General features: G+C 44.8%; 19 protein-coding genes. All 19 read right to left on the bottom strand.

All coding sequences use genetic code 11. The features are described from left to right. Window positions 1-31: 31 nt before the first annotated feature. The 19 genes from BN3282_RS00615 to BN3282_RS00525 all read right to left on the bottom strand — a co-directional run bounded on the left by BN3282_RS00615 (window position 32) and on the right by BN3282_RS00525 (window position 23,726). The gene (locus tag BN3282_RS00615; protein ID WP_059066218.1) at window positions 32-1,084 is read right to left on the bottom strand and encodes an ABC transporter substrate-binding protein; all 1,053 of its coding nucleotides are present in this window, start codon (window positions 1,082-1,084) and stop codon (window positions 32-34) included. Window positions 1,085-1,344: 260 nt separating this feature from the next. Further along, window positions 1,345-2,025, bottom strand: coding sequence for a GntR family transcriptional regulator (locus BN3282_RS00610; RefSeq protein WP_059066217.1), 681 nt, complete (start codon window positions 2,023-2,025; stop codon window positions 1,345-1,347). A 243-nt stretch (window positions 2,026-2,268) separates the two neighbouring features. Further along, on the bottom strand, window positions 2,269-5,811 hold the full coding sequence (gene nifJ, locus BN3282_RS00605) for a pyruvate:ferredoxin (flavodoxin) oxidoreductase (protein ID WP_059066216.1): 3,543 nt from the start codon (window positions 5,809-5,811) through the stop codon (window positions 2,269-2,271). Window positions 5,812-5,971: 160 nt separating this feature from the next. Further along, window positions 5,972-6,892: an NADase-type glycan-binding domain-containing protein gene (locus tag BN3282_RS00600; protein WP_059066215.1), complete on the bottom strand. Its 921-nt coding sequence runs from the start codon at window positions 6,890-6,892 to the stop codon at window positions 5,972-5,974. A 42-nt stretch (window positions 6,893-6,934) separates the two neighbouring features. Further along, on the bottom strand, window positions 6,935-7,894 hold the full coding sequence (gene lgt, locus BN3282_RS00595; RefSeq protein ID WP_059066214.1) for a prolipoprotein diacylglyceryl transferase: 960 nt from the start codon (window positions 7,892-7,894) through the stop codon (window positions 6,935-6,937). Window positions 7,895-8,017: 123 nt separating this feature from the next. Continuing rightward, window positions 8,018-9,115, bottom strand: coding sequence for a redox-regulated ATPase YchF (ychF, locus tag BN3282_RS00590; protein ID WP_059066213.1), 1,098 nt, complete (start codon window positions 9,113-9,115; stop codon window positions 8,018-8,020). A gap of 533 nt (window positions 9,116-9,648) precedes the next feature. Then, the gene (locus BN3282_RS00585; protein ID WP_059066212.1) at window positions 9,649-10,386 is read right to left on the bottom strand and encodes a hypothetical protein; all 738 of its coding nucleotides are present in this window, start codon (window positions 10,384-10,386) and stop codon (window positions 9,649-9,651) included. A 33-nt stretch (window positions 10,387-10,419) separates the two neighbouring features. Beyond that, a complete protein-coding gene (locus tag BN3282_RS00580; RefSeq protein ID WP_059066211.1) occupies window positions 10,420-11,073 on the bottom strand; it encodes a thiamine diphosphokinase in 654 nt (217 codons plus the stop codon). After that, window positions 11,066-11,728: a ribulose-phosphate 3-epimerase gene (gene rpe, locus BN3282_RS00575; RefSeq protein WP_059066210.1), complete on the bottom strand. Its 663-nt coding sequence runs from the start codon at window positions 11,726-11,728 to the stop codon at window positions 11,066-11,068. Before rpe ends, BN3282_RS00580 begins: the two co-directional genes overlap by 8 nt. Before the next feature lie 2 nt (window positions 11,729-11,730). Next, complete coding sequence (gene rsgA, locus BN3282_RS00570) at window positions 11,731-12,609, bottom strand: ribosome small subunit-dependent GTPase A (RefSeq protein ID WP_059066262.1); 879 nt, start codon at window positions 12,607-12,609, stop codon at window positions 11,731-11,733. A 19-nt stretch (window positions 12,610-12,628) separates the two neighbouring features. Further along, complete coding sequence (gene pknB / locus BN3282_RS00565) at window positions 12,629-14,656, bottom strand: Stk1 family PASTA domain-containing Ser/Thr kinase (protein ID WP_059066209.1); 2,028 nt, start codon at window positions 14,654-14,656, stop codon at window positions 12,629-12,631. Beyond that, a complete protein-coding gene (locus BN3282_RS00560; protein WP_059066208.1) occupies window positions 14,653-15,393 on the bottom strand; it encodes a Stp1/IreP family PP2C-type Ser/Thr phosphatase in 741 nt (246 codons plus the stop codon). Before BN3282_RS00560 ends, pknB begins: the two co-directional genes overlap by 4 nt. Window positions 15,394-15,406: 13 nt before the next feature. Then, on the bottom strand, window positions 15,407-16,438 hold the full coding sequence (gene rlmN, locus BN3282_RS00555) for a dual-specificity RNA methyltransferase RlmN (protein ID WP_059066207.1): 1,032 nt from the start codon (window positions 16,436-16,438) through the stop codon (window positions 15,407-15,409). Then, window positions 16,435-17,799 (bottom strand): 16S rRNA (cytosine(967)-C(5))-methyltransferase RsmB, encoded by a 1,365-nt coding sequence (rsmB, locus tag BN3282_RS00550; protein WP_059066206.1) that lies wholly within the window; start codon window positions 17,797-17,799, stop codon window positions 16,435-16,437. The genes rlmN and rsmB overlap by 4 nt, the downstream gene beginning before the upstream one ends. Next, window positions 17,792-18,499: a zinc metallopeptidase gene (locus BN3282_RS00545; protein ID WP_059066205.1), complete on the bottom strand. Its 708-nt coding sequence runs from the start codon at window positions 18,497-18,499 to the stop codon at window positions 17,792-17,794. The genes rsmB and BN3282_RS00545 overlap by 8 nt, the downstream gene beginning before the upstream one ends. 39 nt (window positions 18,500-18,538) lie before the next feature. Further along, window positions 18,539-19,492, bottom strand: coding sequence for a methionyl-tRNA formyltransferase (fmt, locus tag BN3282_RS00540; RefSeq protein ID WP_059066204.1), 954 nt, complete (start codon window positions 19,490-19,492; stop codon window positions 18,539-18,541). Continuing rightward, entirely contained in the window at window positions 19,493-19,984 is a 492-nt protein-coding gene (def, locus tag BN3282_RS00535; RefSeq protein ID WP_059066203.1) for a peptide deformylase, read from the bottom strand. Window positions 19,985-20,011: 27 nt separating this feature from the next. Next, the gene (priA, locus tag BN3282_RS00530; protein WP_059066202.1) at window positions 20,012-22,240 is read right to left on the bottom strand and encodes a replication restart helicase PriA; all 2,229 of its coding nucleotides are present in this window, start codon (window positions 22,238-22,240) and stop codon (window positions 20,012-20,014) included. Window positions 22,241-22,253: 13 nt separating this feature from the next. Further along, window positions 22,254-23,726, bottom strand: coding sequence for a UDP-N-acetylmuramoyl-L-alanyl-D-glutamate--2,6-diaminopimelate ligase (locus tag BN3282_RS00525; RefSeq protein ID WP_059066201.1), 1,473 nt, complete (start codon window positions 23,724-23,726; stop codon window positions 22,254-22,256). Window positions 23,727-23,880 lie beyond the last annotated feature (154 nt).

Below are 23,880 nucleotides of genomic sequence, written 5' to 3'. Positions count from 1 at the left end.
TACTGCCTTTTGCGGCCTGGCTGTTTCCCTACTATTTATATAAGTTCTCTCTTACCCAGTCACGGTCGTATGTAGGAGTTCCAATCTCCTCATCTCCCATGTCTTTGTAATCCTGTACCTGATCTTTTGTCACAACCGCAAACGGATGAATCATTTCATTTGGAATATCATATTCGCCGCTCAAGATATCACAGGCTACATATACGCCTGTCGCTCCATCCCATGGATTGGAAGAAACAGAAAGTGTATCGTATCCTTCCGGCGCTTCATTTGCCCACCATTTCAGGAAATACCCTCTGTTGTCTCCGCCAATGACCGGAAGGTCCATGCCAGCTGCTTCAAATGCCTGTACAGCTGCGTAAGAATCTCCACCCTGTGTCACGACTCCGTCTACCTGATCCAGTGTCGGAAGGACAGAAGCCAACTCTGACTGCGCTTTAGAACCTGTCCAGTCTGTATAGACCTCTGCGACAACCTCGATGTCCGGGTAATTCTCTAATGTCTTCATAACACCTTCATGCGCAATATTATCAAACTCTGCTCCAGCAGTTCCTCTCAGTTCGATGATCTTACCTTTACCGCCGATTGCCTCGCACACATATTCTGTCAGAGTTCCCATCTGGTCAACTGTGTCAAAATTGATCTGATAGCAAAGTTCTGCGTCAGATTCTACCGGTCCGTCATTGATGATGATACACGGAATTCCTGCATCAGATGCTTCCTGGATGGCTCCTGTCAGAGCTGTAGCAGAAATCGGATCGATGATGATCGCATCCATACCTTCCAAGATAAAGTTTTCAATCTGCTGTACCTGCTTAGAAGCATCATTGTTTGCCTCCACGATCGTAAATTCAGAAATCTCACCAGATTCTTTCAGCTCATCTGCCGCTTCCTGTGCATATGCTTCCATCTGCTGACGGTAAGAGTTTCCATTAAAACTGTTTGTCAGACCGATCTTATAGCCACCTTTGCTTCCGCCATCAGACTCCTTCTTGTCATCTGAACCTGCGCTTCCACATGCCGCCAGGCTCATGATCATGGTTCCTGCCAGAAGGGCTGCCAATACTCTGCTTCTTTTTTTCATAATTGAATCCTCCTCTTTAAACTATTGTGGAATACGCTCCACACTTGTATACTAGTATCTTACCCTTCCCCTATATATTTGTCAACTAATTCTTCTATACTTTTGTGATTCATATTTTATTTCTCTATATTGCACAATTTTTATCTTTTTAAATGTAAAAACTGCTTTCTATTTTCTGTCATATTATACAAAAAAATTCTATCGGATTTTCTCTGCTTACTTTCAAAATCCGATAGAATTTTTCTACATTTTTTCTCTTTTTATTCCTTCTCAAAATATTGCCGGTATTTCTCCTCTACGATCCCTTCGTCAATCTTGTGTCTTGTCAGATGACGTTCCATAACAGACACTCCTCTTTCTACATCCTTTTTACGGATCGCATCCAAAATTTCCATATGATCGTCTATCACATACTGTTGATCTACTGTCTTCGTACGCAAGGCGCGCAAACGGTCAAAATGCAGCATCATATTACTCATCAGTTTATAAATATGTGGTTTATTTGTCATTATAAACAATTCTTTATGAAATTGGTTATCCAATTCCAGGAGTTCTCCCGGCTCATTATCATCAAGATAAAACTGCTGTAATTTTACATTTTTTTCCAATACCGACAATTTTTTTTCTTCTATTCCCTGGCATGCCAGAACAATAACTGCTTTCTCCATGGTGATACGCATAAACTGTGCTTCTTCCACCATGGCCCAATCGATCAGTGAAACATAACTTCCTTTCTGGGGATAGATCTTGACGATCTTACTTTTACTTAATTCGATCAATGCTTCCCTTACTGGAGTCCGTGAAATACCAAGTTCTGCTGCCAGATCATTTTCACTGATCCTGCTGCCTGGTTCCAATTCCAACAGGACAATATTTTCCTTAAGTATACGCAGTACATATTCTCTTCCTGTTTCCCGTCCATATCTTTTCTTTACGATCATACCTTTACCAAACCTTTATTTTCCTATTATTCCAGCAAGACATAAAAAGAATCTCACTTTTATCCGCATTTCCTTATTGTATACCACTAGTTTTCACAAACTAGTATACTAGGCGTATATATCTAGTATAACGACTTGCGTTAGAGCTTGTCAACATAAAAATTCCCCAACTGCACTGAACAGTTGGGGAATTCCTATGTTGCCGCTGACTATATCTGTCTTGATACCGTCTAGCTTTTGTAATTATTCTTCTCCGTACAGAGTTACCAGTTTCTTCAGATAAGCATATCTTTCCATTGCTTCTTTCTCATTCTGTGAGAAGAGTTTTGCTGCTTTTTCCGGATTTGCTCTCTTCAGCGCATTGTAACGAACTTCTCCGTCAAGGAATGCCTGGTATTCTTCCTGTTTTGGTTCTTTACTGTCAAGGAAGAACTTATTGCCTTCAGCAGCTGGATTGAACCGGAAGTTATTCCAGTATCCACATTCTACTGCAAGCTGTTCTTCTGTCTGCGCTTTGCTCATGCCCTTCTTGATACCATGGTTGATACATGGAGCATATGCAATGATCAGAGATGGTCCTGGATAAGCTTCCGCCTCTGCGATCGCCTTCACTGTCTGATTGAAGTCAGCGCCCATAGCGATCTGCGCTACGTATACATAGCCATAGCTCATTGCGATACCCGCAAGGTCTTTTTTCTTTGTCTCTTTTCCGCCTGCTGCGAACTGTGCAGTAGCGCCTGTCTTTGTAGCCTTAGAAGACTGTCCGCCTGTGTTGGAATAAACTTCTGTATCAAATACCATGATATTGATGTCTTTGCCGCTTGCAAGTACATGGTCAACACCACCGAATCCAATATCATAAGCCCATCCGTCTCCACCGAAGATCCACTGAGATTTCTTGGAAAGGAAATCTTTATTCTTCAGCAATTCTGCCTTTTCTTCTCTGTCGCATCCGCAGTTTTCCAGTGCAGCTACCAATTTATCTGTTGCTGTGCCGTTTGTTGCTCCGCATGCAAATGTATCTAGGTATTCCTGTGCGGCTGCTTTTACATCCTCGTTTTCTGCTGTTTCAGCCAGTTTTTCAACTTTGCCTTTCAGTCTTGCACGGATTGTATTCTGCGCAAGCAGCATACCATATCCAAACTCAGCATTGTCTTCAAACAGGGAATTACACCAAGCCGGTCCTTTTCCTTCCGGAGTTACCGTATATGGTGTGGACGGTGAAGAGTTACCCCAAATAGAAGAACATCCTGTCGCATTTGCGATGTACATTCTGTCACCAAACAGCTGTGTGATCAGTTTTGCATAAGGTGTCTCACCACAGCCTGCACATGCTCCTGAGAATTCGAGCAGCGGCTGTTTGAACTGACTTCCCTTTACAGTTGTCTCTTTAAACTTCGTAACAACTTCTGGTTTTACCGGAATCTCGCGTCCATAGTTGAAGAAATCCTGTTTGCCGGCATTTGCTTCCAAATTGCCCATAACAAGCGCTTTTTCGCCCTTCTTGCCCGGACATACATTCGCACAGGAACCACATCCTGTACAATCATAGGCAGATACCGTGATGGAGAATTTCATACCCGGCATACCGATCATATCGATTGCTTCCATTCCTTCTGGAGCATTTGCAAGTTCTTCTTCCGTCAGCGCAACCGGACGGATAACTGCGTGCGGACATACATACGCACAGCGGTTACACTGGATACAGTTCTCTGGTTTCCAAACTGGGATATCTACAGCGATACCACGCTTCTCATACGCAGAAGAACCGGAAGGTGTAGAACCATCTACATAATCGTTGAATGCAGATACAGGCAGTGTATTTCCTTCCTGAGAGTTTACTTTTGCCTGGATATTCTTAACGAAATCTACAACGTCTTTTCTTCCACTCTCATCTACATGAGGTGTTGCAAGGCCTTCGTCTGCCGCATCTTTCCAGCTTTTCGGAACGGATACTTCTACGACTTGTTTTGCGCCTGCGTCGATCGCGTCATAGTTCATCTGTACAATCTTATCGCCTTTTCTTCCGTAAGTAGCTTTTGCAGCCTTCTTCATCAGATCGATTGCTTCTTCTTCCGGAATGATCGCTGCAAGCTTGAAGAATGCAGACTGCAGGACTGTATTGATACGTCCGCCAAGTCCGATCTCTTTACCGATCTTGATACCGTCGATCGTATAGAATTTGATATTATGTTTTGCAATATATGCCTTTACCTGTCCCGGCAGATGTTTCTCCAGACCTTCCATATCCCATGGGCAGTTCAAAAGGAATGTACCGCCGTCAACCAGTTCCTGTACCATGTTGTACTTGTCCACATAAGATGGATTGTGACATGCTACAAAGTTTGCCTGGTGGATCAAATATGTGGATTTGATCGGCAGCTTACCGAAACGCAGGTGAGACATTGTAACACCGCCAGACTTCTTAGAGTCATAATCAAAATATGCCTGTGCGTACATGTCTGTATTGTCACCGATGATCTTGATGGAGTTCTTGTTCGCTCCGACAGTTCCGTCTGCTCCCAATCCCCAGAACTTACAGTTGATCGTTCCTTCCGGTGTTGTAACGAGAGGCTCGTCTGCTTTCAGAGACAGGTTTGTCACATCATCTACAATACCGATCGTGAATTTCTGTTTCTCATCATTATGATATACAGCTACGATCTGTGCCGGTGTCGTATCTTTGGAACCCAGTCCGTAACGTCCTGTATATACAGGCACTCCGTCGAATTTTGTGCCTTTGAGCGCTGCGACAACATCCAGATATAATGGTTCGCCAAGTGCTCCCGGTTCTTTTGTTCTGTCAAGAACAGAAATCTTCTTCACGGAATCCGGAATTGCGGCAATCAGAGCTTCTGCGCTGAATGGTCTGTACAGACGTACCTTCACAACGCCGACTTTCTCGCCTGCTGCTGTCAGGTAATCGATCGTCTCTTCGATCGTATCACATACAGAACCCATTGCGATGATCACATGCTCTGCATCTGCTGCTCCGTAGTAGTTAAACAGTTTATAATCTGTTCCGATCTTCTCATTTACTTTGTCCATGTATTTCTGCACGATTGCCGGCATTGCATCATAATATGGGTTGCACGCCTCTCTTGCCTGGAAGAAAATATCCGGGTTCTGTGCAGAACCTCTCTGACATGGATGATTTGGATTCAACGCATGCGCGCGGAACTCATCGATTGCATCCATATTTACAATGTCTTTTAAGTCTTCATAATCCCATGTCTCGATCTTCTGGATCTCATGTGATGTTCTGAAACCATCAAAGAAGTTGATGAACGGCAGCTTTCCTTCCAATGCTGCACAATGTGCAACCGGTGTTAAATCCATAACCTCCTGTACGCTGGATTCACACAGCATTGCAGCGCCTGTCTGACGGCAGGCATACACATCGGAGTGATCTCCGAAAATAGACAGCGCATGACTTGCGAGCGCACGTGCGGATACGTTGAATACGCCCGGAAGCTGTTCTCCTGCTACTTTATATAAGTTTGGGATCATCAGAAGTAATCCCTGTGAAGCTGTAAATGTTGTTGTCAGAGCTCCTGCTGATAAAGAACCGTGCACAGCACCTGCAGCACCTGCCTCGGACTGCATTTCCGTTACTTCTACAGTCTGTCCGAAGATATTTTCTCTGCCTTCAGTAGCCCATTCGTCAATGTGTTCTGGCATTACAGATGATGGTGTGATCGGGTAGATCGCTGCAACTTCTGTGTACGCATAGGAAACGTGAGCGGCAGCCTGATTACCATCCATGGTCTTCATTTTTCTTGCCATTTTGTTGTTCCTCCTTATAATTTACATTGTAAAGTTAATATTTTCACATGTATTGTAATTATATCCCGAAAAGTGACAAAAGTCTATAGAACACACTCTATTTTTTGTTTATTTTCGTGTACATTTCTGTCTTCCTCCGAGCGCTTCTTCTTTTATTTTCCTACCGATACAGAAACATTTCAGTAATACAGCAGTCGTCATATTTATTTCCGTCTCTTACCCCGGTGATCGTCACTTTACACTCACTGATCTTCACCTCTTTGCCAAAATCAATGTATATCATCCCATCGAAAGCATTCCCAGTGATAAAAGCGCTCCCCTTATCTGTATAAGAATAATCCATAGCCTCATCACCATATTCTATATGCAGCGCTTCCGGCGCTCCGTTTTTCCAGTATAATTCCTCACTGGTATATATACCCGGAAGAAAGGCAAGTCCTCTGACTGTCTGTTTCTGGGCACTCGTAAATAAAATACTTTCATTTACACCATTTCCAGCTGCTCCATCTGCCCAGCAAGTCGCCCAATCCACATCCGTCAGATTTTGCGTCCCATAGTTATAACCTGTTTCTTCTAGAACAGAAGATGCAGAAACTGTAAAATCTACCATATAAATCTCGCTTCCTGCATGAGTCAGCCCTGTCGGTGTGCCGGCAGGCTCTGCTTCAGGAAGTTCTTTTTCCTGTGTTTTTTCAGATTCGGACTGATTGTTTTGTTCCTCCTGTTCTTCTTTCTTTTGGATATCTTCCTCCTTTTTGTTGTCTTCCGCTCTTTTGGTATCTTTCCTTCTCTTTGACGTTTCTTTTTGCTCTTCCTGCTTTTTAAGCTCCGCCTGCTTTTCTCCTTCGCTCTTTTTCACAAAAAAAATTGTAGCCGCTGCCGCTAATATGAGGATGATACATATCAGCGCTGTCCAGACCGCAATGATTTTACCTTTCCCTTTTCTCTTTACCGCAGGTGCTTTTTCTATCGCTTTTTCTATCACTTTTTCTGTCGCTTCCTCTGTCTCTACCCGCTGCCCGCAATTTGGACAAAACTGTTCTCCCTCTTCTACCTTGTGTCCGCAATTTTCACAAAACATCTTTTTACTCCTTTCTCGGTTTTTTAAAAATCTTCTTTTCCATTATTTCCGTTTAAATTTGAAAATCCGTTCTTTTGCCTTCGGAGGTTTTTTCCCTTCTATCTTATCCGGCATAGGCTCGTATTTTCTCCCGATTTTTAACAGAGGTATTTTCTTATGATTCTTTCGCAGATAAAGCAATGCTGCGCCTGTTCCAACCACGATCACGCCTGCAAGAAGCTGGGATACGGCGATACCGACTCCCGGAAGCAAGAGTTGGTCCGTCCTTAATCCTTCTATCCACACTCTGCCCAAACCATAACCGAACAGATATAACAAAAACAGCTCGCCTTCATACTTTTTATGTCTGCGGTAAACGAACAGAAGGATCAAGACGATCATACACCAGAAAGATTCATAGAGAAAGGTTGGGTGCACCTGAATATAGCTGACACCATCTATCCTCTGTATATGCTGGCGCATCTGCTCAGTCACATCAGAAGATCGTACTGCATCCAGCGGCAGCCGCATGGCAAACAGGCTGTCCGTATATCCGCCAAATGCTTCCCGATTGAAAAAATTCCCCCATCTTCCAAGCATCTGTCCGTTTAATAGTGCCATTGCAACCGTATCAAAAATCTGCGGCGCAGACAAATGTTTGATCCTTGCCAACACAAGAACACTGATCACAGCTGCAATGATGCCTCCATAAATAGCGAGTCCGCCTTCCCGCAGATTAAAAATATCCAGAAGATTATCCTTGTACATATCCCAAGAAAAGATCACATAATAAATCCTTGCGCCTGCTATCCCGGCTATCACGCCAATGATTCCCATATCTAGGTAATCTTCCGGATCCTGTCTCGTTCTCTTCGCCTCGGAAGTAGCAATCAAAAATCCTAATAAAATAGCACTTCCTATTATGATGCCATAGTACGCGATTTCAAAACCGAAAATACGTATGCTCTTTCCCACATGCTCCAAATAGATACCCAGATGTGGAAAACTGATGTCATAATGCATATCTTTGCTCCCTTCCGCATTGTCCCTGTGTTCCTTTAGCCGTACCCTTCGTAAATTACTTATTATCTCTTACACAGCTGTTTCACGACTATCCCGACGCTTCAAAACATAGCAGGATCCATGCTATACATTAAATCTAAACAACATGATATCTCCATCCTGCACTACATACTCTTTGCCTTCCAGCCTGACAAGCCCTTTTTCACGGGCGGCGGCATAAGTCCCGCATGCCATCAGATCATCATAACTTAACACTTCTGCCCGGATAAAGCCTCTTTCAAAATCCGTATGGATCTTTCCTGCTGCCTGCGGAGCTTTCATGCCTTTTGTTATCGTCCACGCGCGTACTTCCGGCTCTCCTGCTGTCAGATAGCTGATAAGCCCCAGAAGATGGTAACTTGCTTTGATCAGTTTTTCCAATCCGGATTCTTCTAACCCCAGATCTTCCAGGAACATTTTCTTTTCTTCCTCATCCAGTTCCGCGATCTCCTGCTCGATCTGCGCACATACAACGAACACTTCACATTGTTCCTGTTTTGCGTACTCACGGACTGCCTGGACTCCTGTATTGCCCGCTCCGTCATCTGCCAGATCTTCTTCAGTTACATTTGCCGCAAAAATAACCGGTTTAGCAGTCAGCAGATTATAACCTGCCATCCAGTTTTGTTCGTCTTCATCTTCTGTCACAAAACTTTTCGCCAGCTGATTTTCTTCCAAATGTGCTTTCAAGCGATTCAGCAATTCCAATTCTTTTGCCGCTGTCTTATCATTTCTGGACAGCTTCACTGTCTTTGCAATTCTTCTTTCCAAAATTTCCAGATCCGAAAAAATCAGTTCTAAATTAATCGTTTCTATATCACGCAGAGGGTCGATACTTCCGTCTACATGCACGATATTGCTGTCCTCAAAACATCTTACCACATGCACGATCGCATCTACTTCCCGAATGTTTGCCAGGAACTGATTTCCCAACCCTTCTCCCTTGGAAGCGCCCTTTACTAATCCTGCAATATCGACAAATTCTATCGCGGCAGGGATGATCTTCTTTGTGTGATACATTTCTCCTAATACATCCAGACGCTTATCCGGTACGGTTACGACACCTACATTGGGATCGATCGTACAAAATGGATAGTTCGCAGATTCTGCTCCTGCCTTTGTCAGCGAATTAAACAATGTGCTTTTTCCTACATTTGGAAGTCCGACAATTCCTAATTTCATTTTTATCTTCACCTGTCTGAAAACCCTGTAATTTTGCGGGTTTTCGCCTTTCTTTATGTTTTTACTACACAATTTACTATACAATTTTTAATGTTTTTCTATCTTTTCCATTTCTTTCATTTTTTCGTCTTCTGTGACATGCACCTATAAGTTCCTGGTGATACCAACGTTTGAATACCCTAAAATGACTTGTAATGTTTTCTGCCTTATTCCTCCCTCTATCGCTCTAGCAGCGAATGTATGTCTCAATACACGCATAGATTTTCTTCTTTATTCCAATCCAAAGAAGCCCTAATACAGTATCTTGTATTATACCATACCGTTTTATCTTTGTGAATATTCAATTTCTATCCCATCTCCCATCTCCCGCCTCTTATATCACTATACGCAGCCGCCTCTTCAATTGTAAGAGCCGCTTTTCATAAAAAGGATATTTCTTCTTATATGAAAATAAGGGAGCTAATGCTCCCTTTGGGTTTAAAATCTTTCACTTATTTTCTATTACTTTTAGCCCAAGTGCAATGTTTTTCAGCTCACCATGGATAACTTTCAATTTCATTTTTCATCTGCAGACAAGCCGGGCATAATCCATATTGCGGATCCGGATCGTTCGTCGGCTGTCCGCAGTAAGAACAATATACCTGGCTTTCATTTTGTTCCCATTGCTGCAGACAAGCATCGCACATTCCGGATTCCCACATAGACATATCTCCTCTGTATCCGCACTGTGAGCAGCCGACGATCTGTTCTATATAACATTCACAGCATGCGAAACCATAAGAGCTGTCCCAATGGTCTCCATAGTTTTCATTCCACTCTCCTCCGCAATAATCGCAGTGATAGCACTCAGGATGTCGATTTCCTATATATCCGCCTCCATACAGGCAGCCGCCGCAAGTATCGCAATGAGGCAAAGTAGGTTCATAATATTTTGTAAAACATTCACCGCAATACCCATCTCGTGAGATAGACACTTCCTCCTTTTTCCTGCCACACCCCAAACAATAGGGCGGTTCCTGCTGATTTTTCCAATCTTCCGGCGCATTTGCTGGATCTGTGATCGGCGTCCACGGTTCTTCTTTGGTTTCCGTTGCTGATACCGCAGGCTTCTTCTTGTTCTCCTTCTTATTCTTCTCGTTCTTCACAGATTTTTCTTTTGTTTCAGACTGGACAGTTTTCTCTTTTTTATCAGCTTCCGCTTCTTTTTGCCCACTGCATCCGCTAATCAAAATAAGCATCGATACTAAAAGAAGATAAACATATTTACGCATCCTGTTTCCCCCTTTCTATCTCAAATGATCCGGTCAGTCTTTTGTCTCCATCAAGATCAACGTCCCATAGACAAAGGAAATCTCTACTTCGTCCGCCTCAAACTCATTGCTCACACAGAGGCTGTCATAGGGCAAAAGGGTATGGTCTGCAAGGGGATATTTTGCGCCCACGATATTGACGCCCTCTATGGTTCCGCCCAGAGAAAACACAGAAAAATAGGGCCCGAACGCTTCTTCTTTTTTTAGACAGACCTTATCTTTTAAAAGCCGTATCTGATTATGGCTGTCCAGGATCCTGGCGTCTGCTCCTGCGTCCAAAGCAATCTTTAGGCTCTGGACATTAGCCCATATATGATCAATCCTTGTGCCGGTTCCGCCTAGTATGATAATCTCTTTCCTGTGCAGATCCAGACAAAGCCGCAGCGCGATCTCTGTATCAGACGCATCCTTCACCGGATTAAATTCCCGGATCGGAACATTGGTCTGTTCTTTGTAATATTTCACAACACCGGAAGGCGCACTGTCAAAATCTCCCACTATATAATCCGGACAGATCTTATGTGCATATAAAAAGTCAAGACCTTTATCCACCCCAATGATGAACTCTGTCTCTTCATTCTGCAGAACGGATAAAGCGAACTCTTCCTCTATCATCCCCCCGCTTACGATGACTGTATGCTTACTCATATTTCTTTAATATCTCCATAAACTTCTCTGTATTTTCCGTAATATTTCCCTTGAATACACCGGAACCTGACACGATCACATTGGCACCTGCTTTCAAAACCTCTCCTACGTTCTGATGGTAGATCCCACCATCCACCTCAATATCCGCAGACAAATCTCTTTCATCCAATAAAGACCTTAATTCCTTTATCTTATGCAGAGACTCCGGAATAAAAGCCTGTCCGCCAAAACCGGGTTCTACAGACATGATCAAGAACATCTCTGCTTCTTTCAAAAATGGTTCCAGCATACGTACCGGTGTATTTGGCTTGATGGAAATACCGGCTTTCAGACCGCACTCATGAATCTCATATAATGTCTTATGCAGATCTTCACACGCTTCATAATGCACTGTCAAAAAATCTGCGCCAGCTTCCTTAAATGCCTTTACATATCGAATCGGCTCTGTCACCATCAAATGCACATCCATCACTTGTGAAGTGACTCCTTGAATAGAGGACAGCACAGGCATCCCAAAAGAAATGCTCGGCACAAAGTCTCCATCCATCACATCAAAATGGATATACTCCGCCCCACCGGCGGCAGTTGCCTGCAACTGTTCGCCCAATACTTTAAAATCTGCTGACAATATGGATGGCGCCAATATTCTTTTCATTTTTAATACCTCTCTTTCTCTTTCAGTTCCTGATACATATCTGTATAATCCTTATATCGTATTTTGTGTATCTTCCTTTCTTCGACCGCCTGCTTGACCGCACAGCCCGGCTCATGGATATGTGAACAGCCGTGGAACTTACACGTTCCTTCATACTGCGCAAATTCCCGGAAACAGTACTTCAACTCTTCTTTGTCTATTTCGCTGATATATAAAGAACTAAAGCCCGGCGTATCCATAATATAAGATCCTTCTTCTATCACGAGCAGCTCTGAATGTCTCGTCGTATGCTTTCCTCTTGCAATTTTCCGGCTGATACTGCCCGTCTCCATTTCCACTGCAGACTGTACCAAGTTGATTAAAGAAGATTTTCCCACACCGGAAGGGCCTGCTACTGCTGTTGTCTTTCCCTTTAAAAGCCGCTTTAGCTGTCCTATATTTTCTTTTTCTTTGGCGCTTGTAAATAAAACAGGATACCCGCATGCCTCATATACTTCTTTTAGTTCTGCAGTCTCTCTGTCCTGCGCAATATCCCTTTTATTAAAACAAAGTATCACGGGGATGTCTTTTAGATCCATCGTAACTAAAAAACGATCCAGCAGATTGAAATGCGGACTTGGATCTGTCACGGCAAATACGACCAATGCCTGATCTATATTGGATACTGCCGGACGTATCAGCTCATTCCTGCGCGGCAGGATTTCGACAATATTGCCTTCTTTTTTTATAGCATCCAGCACTTCGATCTTAACTTCATCCCCTACAAGAGGCTTCTTTTTTTCTTTTCTGAAAATTCCTTTTGCTTTACACTCATAAACACCGGATCCTACTACATCAACGTAGTAGAATCCGGCTATCCCTTTGATTATCTTTCCCTGTATCATCTATTTTTTCCCGCTGTCATTCCAAAAGGCCTTCTTCCTGATCCTCGCCGTCTGTTCCTTGATCGATCTGTCCGGAACCATTGCTCACTACAAAGTCTACATAAGTTCCTTCGTCTACACTGCCGCTGATAGACTGACGGATAACAAGTCCCTGGGCGAAATCTTTACTGTCCTCATAGGTAATCTGACCTACGTTCAATCCCGCATTTATCAACATCTGCTCTGCCTGTGCCTGGGAATATCCGGAAAGAGAAGGCACCGATACCTTCTTCGTCTGCGGTCCTTTGCTAATGACATAATCTACAGAAGAACCTTTATCCACTTTTTTATCCGCCTTTGTTTTCTGAGAGATGACGATGCCTGCTTCATACTTATCACTGTATTCTTCCGTTACATTTCCGGGATTTAAACCGGCATTATACAAGGCATTCGCCGCGTCTTCCGACCACATTCCCACGATGTTTGGCACAACCGCCGGTTCTGCTCCAAGACTTACATACATTTTTACCGTGGAGCCTTCTTTTACTTCTGTTCCTGCTGCCGGGTCTGTGGAAATGACCTTTCCTTCTTCTATGCTGTCATCATACTGTCCTTCTGAAATCACTACAAGATTGGCCTTTTCCAAAGCTTTCTGTGCTTTGTCTTCGTCCTGTCCGGCTACATCGGGCACAGCTACTGTTTCTGCCTTCTTCCCTGTACTGACAACGACTTTTATTTCCGTATTCTTTGCCACTTTTTTCCCTTTGCCCGGATCCTGACTGATGATCTCACCTTTATCATATTTATCTGACTCTTTTCTCTCAGAGACAACCATTCCCAGTTTCTTTTTATTCAGCGCTTCCTGTGCCTCTTTTTCCGTCATTCCTGTCACGTCTGGTACCGTCACTTTTGAGGAAGCCGTCTGCGTCGTACCGGCGCCTCCTTTAAACAGCCCCGCCGCATTTGCCACCATAAAAATGACCGCCAGCGCGATCACCGCAGCAGCTACGATCATCAAGATCTTCATGATCTTCTTTGTATGCGGATCCACTGCATTTTTTTTGCGGTTTTTTGTATATCTATCGTCCTCGTACTCGTCTTCCTCATCCTCATCATACTCGCCGTCATAATCGTCTTCTTCATCATACCGCTCTTTCTGCAAGCGATCCAACTCCTCCGTAGACATGACAACCGTCCGATCTCCTGTATTCCCGTAGACGCCGGAAACAACAAAATCTCCCTCCGGATCTACTAACGAACGTTTTAGATCTAAAATCAGGTCTTCACAGCTTAAGTATCTGGCGCTTGGATTCTTCTGGGTACATTTCAATATGATACATTCCAGACTATAGGGAAGATCCGGTACTTCTTCTGCCGGAGAAGGCACTTCCTCCTGCAAATGCTTGATCGCAACAGACACGGTAGAATCCCCGTCGAAAGGCACATGTCCTGTGACCATCTCATACATAGTGATACCTGCGGAGTAAATATCGCTTTTCTCATCTACGATGCCGCCCCGCGCCTGTTCAGGAGATGTATAGTGTACAGAGCCCATCACACTGGCACTGATCGTATTCGTAGAAGTCGTCGCTCTGGCGATACCGAAATCTGTTACTTTTACTTTTCCATCCTTGGAAATAATGATATTCTGGGGTTTAATGTCTCTGTGAACGATATGCTGGTTATGAGCTGCCTGGATACCTGTCACCATCTGGATGGAAATACTGATGGCTTCCTTTGCTGACAGTTTTCCTTTCTTTTCTATATACTCTTTCAGCGTGATCCCCTCTACCAATTCCATGACCATATAGTAGAGGCCTCTATCCTGCCCTACGTCATACACATTGACTACGTTTGGGTGCATCAGCCCCGCCGCAGCCTGCGCTTCACTTAAAAATTTCTGGATAAACACCTCGTCTGTCCGGAAATCACTTTTCAGCACTTTGATCGCCACATAACGATTCAGCTTATGGTCTTTCCCCTTATATACATCTGCCATTCCGCCGGAACCAATGCGGCCCAGTATTTCATACCGTTTTCCTAAAAATACTCCTTCTTTGATCATATACTCACCTCATCTGCGAACGGTTCCACCAATACGACTCCAATATTGTCAGTACCGCCGTTTTCTTTTGCAGCTTCTACCAAGGATTGTGCCGCTTCTACGATATCTCTTCCCCCCTGTACGATATGGAAGATTTCCTCATCTTCTACCATATTGTTCAGCCCGTCTGTACACATCAAAATGATGTCTCCCTTTTTCAAACGGTGCTCATAAAAATCCACTTCTACATCTGCCTTTGCGCCGATGGCTCTTGTGATAATATTCTTATCCGGATGATGTTTTGCCTCCTCCGGTTTGATCCCTCCGAGACGCACCATCTCCTCCACCAGTGAGTGGTCTTTCGTCAGCTGCTGTATTCCCTGGTTGATCAGATATAGACGGCTGTCACCGACATTGGCAAAATACATCATCTGTCCTTCTATCGTCGCCGCCACAACTGTTGTTCCCATTCCTTTAAGATGTGTATCCGACGAGGCTTTTTTTATAATCTCTTTGTTCGCCTTCTTGATTGCCTGCACAAGAGCTTTTTCTACATCTTCCTCTTCGCTTTGCTTTAATTCCCTCTGCAAAACTTCTACCGTATACTTGGAGGCGTAGTCCCCTGCCTGGTGTCCGCCCATTCCGTCTGCCACTACAAATAAATTTTCCAGGGTTCCAAGCGGTTTGTCTGCCGTATAGACATAATCTTGATTTACCTGTCTTACCATTCCTACGTCAGTAATGGAAAATGTCTTCATACACTCTTCTCCTTTAATCATTCTGCCTGCGCCTGCGGAGCTGTCCGCACGCTCCATCAATATCTGCGCCCATTTCCCTTCTTATAGTAACATTTATCCCATTTTTTTCAAGTTTATTTTTGAAATTCAAGGTATTTTTACTGTCCGGTCGTTTAAATTTTCGTTCGCGGATCGGATTTACAGGGATCAGATTCAAATGACAGTTTCTGTGCTGTAAGATCTCGATCAATTCTTCTGCATCTTCTTTTGTATCATTGACCTCATGTACCAGGCTGTATTCAAATGTCATTCTTCTGCCGGTTTTCTCAAAATACAGATCACAGGCATGCAGTACTTCTTCCAGATCATATTTATTTGCCACAGGCATAAGCTTCTTTCGCTTCTCCTGTGTAGAACCATGCAGAGACAGTGCCAGTGTGATCTGCAGTTCTTCCTGCGCCAGACGCAGGATCTGCGGTACCAGTCCACAGGTAGATACCGTCACATTTCTCTGGCTGATATGCAGGCCGTGCTCGTCTGTCAGAAGGCGGATAAAGCGCAGAAGACTGTCATAATTATCAAGTGGTTCTCCGGTTCCCATCACAACTACATTGGATACTCGTTCCTTTGTGATCTTCTGGATCTGATAGATCTGTCCCAGCATCTCAGAAGGGGAAAGATTCCGCACGAGTCCACCGATCGTGGATGCGCAAAAACGGCATCCCATCCGGCATCCGACCTGAGAAGAAATACAGACCGAATTGCCATGTTTATACCGCATCAGCACACTCTCCACCATATTGCCATCATACAGTTCAAATAGAAATTTATTTGTTCCGTCCAGCTTTGATACTTGTCTTTCTACTTCCCGAACAGGCAGTATGATATAGTGATCGTCCAATTTCTTCCGCAGTTCTTTCGATACATTGGTCATTTCTTCAAAAGAAGAAGCCAATTTCACATGGATCCATTCATAGACCTGCTTTGCGCGAAATGTTTTTTCTCCAAGCATTTCTATTTCTTTTTGCAATTGTTCATATGTATATGCGCCAATATCTTTTTTCATATCTTGTCACTTTCCTGTCTGCGCCTTAATCTGGCGATAAAAAAACCGTCGCTGTCGTGGATCCCCGGAAGAAGCTGCAGCCATCCTTCTTCATTTACGCTGCTTTGCAGTTCCAAGCACAGGTCTTTTCGTATATCTTCTAAAACAAACGCCGGATGTTCTTTTAAAAACCAGTGGACATTTTCTTCATTTTCTTCCTTATGTATCGTACACGTGCTGTATAAAAGAGTGCCCCCTGGCTTCACGTAATTTTGTACTGTATGCAATATCCTTCGCTGTAAAAGGACCAGTTCTTTCATCCCTGCGGGAGACACTTTATATTTCAAATCCGTCTTTTTCCCCAGCACTCCCAGACCGGAGCAAGGCAGATCGGCAAGTACAATATCCGCGCTGCCTATTGTTTCTTCATCCAATACCGCAGCGTCTTTGCAGACGGCTTTTATATTTTGAAATCCCGTACGCGCAATGTTCTCCTCGATCAACCCTGTCTTATACATAGTCAGGTCTCTCGCCTCTACCATGCCTGTCCCTTTTAGCTTTTCCGCCAGGTAAAGCGCCTTGCCGCCGGGAGCCGCGCAGACATCCAGCACCTGGTCGTTTTCCTTTACCTGCGCTGCTTCTACAGCCAGCATCGAACTGATATCCTGTACGACAAACCAACCTTTACGAAAGCACAACAGATTCTTCAGATAGTCATACCCGGATATGCGGAATGCAGAGGGCAGATAAGGATGTTCTTCGACCGTGACCCCCTCCGCTTCCAACGCTGCTTTCAATTGTTCCGGCGACGTCTTCTCCTGATTGCAGCGGATCGTAACCGGGATCTCCTGCTGAAAAGAAGCGGCTATTTTTTCTATGACAGAGAAGGGCATATCCCGCTCCCACATTTCTAAGATCCATTCCGGCATAGAATATTTCACCGACAAAGCTTTTCTTTCTTCTTCTGGATATTCGACCTGCTCCAGGTTTCTAGCCACATTTCTAAGCACGCCGTTTACAAAACCTTTTAGATTTGCAAAGCCCTTCTTCACCGCCAGCTTGACCGCCTCGTTGCAGACTGCCGGGTCTGGTATACTATCCATATATTTCAGCTGATAGACTGCGCTTCTTAAAATACCACGGATGACAGGCTTCATTTTCTTTACTTTTACTTTTGAAAAATAATCCAGTATATAATCAATCTCGATCAGATGTTCCAGTGTGCCTTCCGTGACACGGGTAATAAAAGCACGTTCTTTTTTCTCCAGGTACTGGTATTTTTCCAATGTTCTCGAAAGAACGATATGGCTGTACTGCCCTTTCTCCAAAACTTCTAAGAGAATCGCCAGTACCAGTTCCCTCTCACTTACCGGCTTAGTCATTGTCTCTTCTTCCTCCTGTCAGGATCAGCAGCCGCAAAAGCTGCAGGATCATTGCCGCTGCGCTCGCCACATAGGTAAGGGCAGCCGCTCTTAACACTTTCTTCGTCGCTTCTGCCTCCTGCGGATACAACATACCGGAAGTTTCCAATACTCTCACTGCTCTGCCGGAAGCATTGAACTCGACCGGCAGCGTCACAAGCTGAAACAACACAGCCGCCGAGAAAAGATAAATCCCCAGATTGATCAAAACGGACGACATACTTCCATTCATAAAAAGTCCGATCAAGATCAAAGGCCATGCGGCCATAGAGCCGATATTTGCGACAGGCACAAGAGACCCTCTGATCTTAAGCGGCGCATATCCGACCGCATGCTGTAGCGCATGCCCGCACTCATGTGCCGCCACACCGATAGCTGCCACAGAAGAGGAGTGGTAAGTTGCGTCAGAAAGTCCCAGCGTCTTATTGCGCGGATCATAATGATCTGTCAGATTCCCCGGTATATGGCGTACCGTTACATCATATATGCCATTCATGCGCAAGATCCGTTCTGCCGCCTCTTTCCCTGTCATTCCTGTATGGCTTTGCATACGAGAATACTTTGCATATACCCGATTCACCCTCGAAGAAGCGACCATACAGATGAGCGCTCCGATTACCACTAATATATACGTAGGATCCAGATAATATCCATAAAACATAGCATAACCTCCTTAAGATCGCAGGATACAGAAGGCTCCTCAAAAGCCCGCACTGGTAAATACTGTTCCTGTCTCTACTTTATATCCCCTCAAAAAAGCTGCTGTCTCCATTCTCTTTTTTCCCGGAATCTGCAGTTCATAAATAGAAAGAACGCCATCCCCCGTCTGTACACAGATACTGTCTTTTTTTACCGCTGTCACGGTTCCGGGCGCTGTCTTGCTTTCCCCGGATGCTTCTGCGGGATCTGCTTTTGCCTTCCAGATCTTGATCACCTTTTGGTCCCAATGGGTATAGGCGCTGGGCCAGGAATTTAGTCCCCGTATCAATCGTTCAATGACAACGGCTGACTGGCTCCAATCAATATTTCCCATTTTCTTATCCAGCATCTTGGCATAGGCTGTCGGGCTGTCGCCCTGCTTTTGAAATACAGCGGTCCCTTCTTCTATTTTCTTGAGCGTCTCTACACAAAGCCGCGCTCCCGCAGAGGCAAGTTTATCATGCAGGCTTTCTCCTGTCTCTTCTTCTTCGATAGGCACCTGCGTTTTTAAGATCATATCTCCGGTATCCAATCCTTCATCCATCTGCATCGTCGTCACGCCCGTCACTTGTTCTCCGTTTATGATGGCCCACTGGATTGGCGCAGCCCCTCTGTATTTGGGCAGCAAAGAAGCATGGACATTGATACATCCATATGGAGTAAGTGTTAAGATTTCTTTGGGCAGTATCTGTCCAAAGGCGATCACGACCATCACATCCGCATTGTACTTTCTTAGTTCCTCCACACATTCCTTATCCCGTATCTTTTTCGGCTGAAAAACAGGGATCTGATACTTCAGCGCTGTTTCTTTTACCGGGGAAAACTGCATCTGCTTTCCTCTTCCTTTAGGTTTGTCCGGCTGTGTCACGACAAGACACACCTCATGTCCGGCATGGAGCAGCGCTTCCAATGTCCCTACCGAAAAATCCGGCGTTCCCATAAAAATCACTCGCATCTACTCTGTTTCCTCCTCATCTTCCGACTCATTGTAGGTAACATCATGCAGTCCATCCTCCGTCTTATCCACATACAGCTCACCTTGCAGATGGTCTATTTCATGACAGAACGCCCTCGCTAAGAGCCCTTCTCCTTCCATCTCAAAAGGCTCCATATTTTCATTCAGAGCACGCACCTTTACATGTTCCGGCCGTGTCACGGTTCCCCATTTTCCAGGAACACTTAAACACCCTTCCTCTCCAGTCTGCTCCCCGCTCGTTTCTATGATCTGTGGATTCACCAGTACAATAGGTCCTTCTCCCACATCGATCACAACGATCTTCTTCAGAATGCCGACCTGAGGCGCCGCAAGTCCGACTCCCATCTTCTCATACATCGTATCCAGCATATCACCTATCAATATCTTTGTGCGAAACGTCATTTTTGCAACATCCTTGCACTGTTTCGTCAAGATTTCATCTCCTATTTCCCGTATTTCTCTGATTGCCATAGCTACCTCCTGTTTTTCTCATTTTATTTAAAATACATGCATCGGATTGAAATCGAACTGGATCCGCATTTTATCGAACCCTCGGTTCACTTCAATATATTGCTCCAATCTGTTTTTTATCCCTACCAGTGTATCATATCTCGCTGCTTTTATATAGAGTACTCTTCGATATATATCATTGACCTTTCCAATCCCCGGACTGGCAGGTCCGATGAGTTGTACGTCTCCTTCATGGATAAAGCGCCCGGCATATTCTTTTAAATATCTACATCCTGTCTCCAACAGGTTTTCCTCCTTCCCGCTCACCAGTACGGCAAGGAGATTTTCTGCCGGCGGGTATCCCATCATTTCCCTGTATCGTATCTCTTCTTCATAGAAAGCTTCATAATCCTGCGCCGCAGCTGTCTCGATCGCATAATGGCCGGGGCTGTACGTCTGGATCACTGCTTCTCCCTCCCGTTCTCCCCTTCCGGCACGGCCCGCTGCCTGCGTCAGAAGCTGGAAAGTTCGTTCTCCGGCGCGGTAATCATCTGCGTACAAAGACATATCTGCCGCCAGGATCCCTACCAATGTCACATCCGGAAAATCATGTCCTTTTATGATCATCTGTGTCCCGATCAGAATATCTGCTTCTCTGTCTGCAAAAGCAGACAAGATCTTTTCATGTCCATCTTTTCCTCTCGTCGTATCCAGATCCATCCTGAGTATACGCGCCGTGGGAAACTCCCGTCTTACGACTTCTTCTATCTGCTGTGTACCTGCCTTAAATTCTCCCACATGACGGGAACCGCAGATAGGACATGCACTTTTCTTTTTCTCTTCATACCCACAGTAATGGCACACAAGCCTGCCGTTTCTATGCAGAGATAAGGATACGTCACAGTGAGGACACTTGATCACATGACCGCACGCCCGACAGGAAAGAAAACCTGCATATCCTCTGCGATTTAAGAACAGCATGATCTGTTCCTTTCTCTCCAGCTTTTCTTTCATCCGTTCTTTCAGTTTCCGACTTAAGATCGAGCGGTTTCCACTCTTTAATTCTTCCCGCAGATCTATCACCGTGACGCCGGCCATCTTCTGCATCCTGCTTCTATTCTTCATCTGCAGTAATGTATACGCCCCCTTCCTGGCACGATACATGGCTTCCATAGAAGGAGTCGCACTTCCTAAGACGACGCTGGCGCCTTCTATCTCTGCTCTTTTGATCGCTGTTTCTCTGGCATGATACCGTGGCACCTGTTCACTTTTATAGCTTGTCTCATGCTCCTCATCAATGACGATCAATCCCAGATCCGGCAAAGGCGTAAACAACGCCGAGCGAGGCCCGATCATCACATCGATCTCTCCTGCTTTTGCCCGCATCATCTGATCATAACGCTCACCCGCTGACAGACGAGAATGCATGATCGATACCCGCTCTCCAAACCGTCCATAAAAACGCATCACTGTCTGATATGTCAAGGCGATCTCCGGTATCAGCACGATTGCCTGCCTGCCTGCCCCTACCACAGACTGTATCATTTCCATATATACTTCTGTCTTACCGCTTCCTGTCACACCGTACAGCAGATAGGTTTTATGGTCCTGTTTTTCATAGTCTTGCCTGAAAAGAGTGATGGCATGCTTCTGTTCCTCTGTAAGGAGGATTTCTTTTTTCTCTCGGCGTTTTCCCTTTACAGGGTTTCGGTATACCTGCTCTGTCTCCAAGGCAAGCACTTGCTGTTCCTCCAACGCGCGAACGACTGACAAGGTGATGTTTAATTTTTTATTTACCAGGTCATAGTCAAGAACCGGGGTATCCAGAAGTGCGGCCAAAAGCCTCGCTCTCGCCTTCTGATTTTTGTCCAGATAAAAAGCGAGCTGTCTCTTTCCCGTTTCTTCATCCAGAAGGAGACGCACATGCTTTTTTACTCTTGCATTTTCCTTTTGTTTGATAGGAAGCACCGTTTTCAATGCCTGGATCATCGTGCCGCCGTACTGCTCTTTCATCCACGCCGCAAGGGCGATCAACTTGGTCTCGATAACAATACCTTCTCTGGATATTTCCGCGATCTCTTTGACCTTTGACAGATCATATGCGCAGTGTTCACAAAATCCCGTCACATATCCCTTTGTCATTCTGTTTCCCCTCCCAAAGGGAACCAGCACTTCCATACCAATAGAAAGTTCCCCTTCCATCTGGGAGGGGACTTTATATTGAAAGATCTTATCTAGTTTTTCATGCGTAATATCTACTATGATATTGGCGAACATATATCTGCCTCACCTACTTTTTCTCTGCCTTTAACTCTTCCAACACTTCCCGGATCAAGACACGTTCATCCATGGGATATTTCACGCCCTTGATCTCCTGATACTCTTCGTGTCCTTTTCCTGCTAGGACGATGACATCCCCTTTCTGTCCATGCTCGATGACATAACGTATCGCTTCTTTCCGATCGCAGATTTCTACATATTGTCCATCTGTCCTGCCAATGCCCGTCTTGATATCGTCTATGATCGCCTGCGGCTCCTCAAACCGCGGATTATCCGACGTGATCACAGTCAGATCCGCGAGTTTTCCAGATACTTCCCCCATCTCAAACCTGCGGTCTTTTGAGCGATTTCCTCCGCAGCCAAACACGCATACCAGACGCTTAGGATGGTATTCCTTAAGTGTCTCCAAAAGACTTTTAAGGCTCATTGCATTATGAGCATAATCGATCATCATTGTAAACGCATCGGATACTTTTACCATCTCGATCCGCCCCTTTACCTTCGCCTTTTTCAGCGCCTTTTGTATCGTCTCTTTCGAAACGCCGAAATGACGGCACACCGCGATCGCTGTCAGGGAATTATATACACTGAATGTTCCTGGGATATCAATCTCTACCTCCATATCAAGCAGTCCTGTCACATGATATTCTACTCCCAAGTATCCTGGACTGGACAGCAGACGTACATCCTCCGCCCGCAGGTCTGCTTCTTTGGCAAAACCAAAAGTCTCGATCTGGCAGGAAGCATTTGCGAAGACATCCTTGAAATATGGATCGTCTATATTGGCGATTCCAATTTTACACTGTTGGAACAATAAGCCTTTGCATCTTTTATAATCTGCAAAATCTTTGTGTTCATTAGGACCGATATGGTCCTTTCCCAAATTTGTGAAAATCCCGATCTCAAACGGGATGCCTGCCGTTCTGTGCAGCATCAGTCCCTGAGAGGATACTTCCATGACGACACTGTCGCAGCCTGCTTTGACCATCTGGGCAAAATACTGCTGAATGGTATACGATTCCGGCGTCGTATTTGCCGCAGGTATCCGCTTTTCCCCGATGATTGCCTCGATCGTTCCGATGAGACCCACCTTATGCCCCACACCTTCTAAAATAGACTTGATCATGTAGGTCGTCGTTGTTTTACCTTTTGTCCCTGTAATACCGATAATCTTCAGCTTTTCTGCCGGATACCCAAAATAAGCGGCTGACATAAGCGCAAGGGCATACCGTGTATCCTTGACACGGATTACTGTCAGTCCTTCCGGCGTCTCTGCGTCTTTCTCTATAATGACGGCAGAAGCGCCTTTCTCTGCCACTTCTTTTATATAAGCGTGCCCATCGGACACAGCGCCGCTTATACAGACGAACACAGACCCTTTCTCTACTTTTCGCGAATCGTTGGCAAGCGTCGTCACCTCTGTTTTGTCGCTTCCCCTGACAACTTCATATTCTAAACGTTCTAACAATTTATTTATTTTCATTATCCGTTCCTCCTGCTTCAATGTACTTTATTATAACAACTTTCTTTTCCTTTTTCCAGTACAGTATGACAAATGAAAAACAGAGATTCCCCTGCGCGCTGTATAGACTATAAGCCGATCCTCAGCCCTTTGGAAAAATCTCTGTTCTGCTTTT

The organism is Mediterraneibacter massiliensis, from assembly GCF_001487105.1.
Classification (GTDB): domain Bacteria; phylum Bacillota; class Clostridia; order Lachnospirales; family Lachnospiraceae; genus Mediterraneibacter; species Mediterraneibacter massiliensis.
The sequence above is the reverse complement of the archived record's forward strand: the minus strand, read 5'-3'. Positions and strand labels throughout refer to the sequence as shown.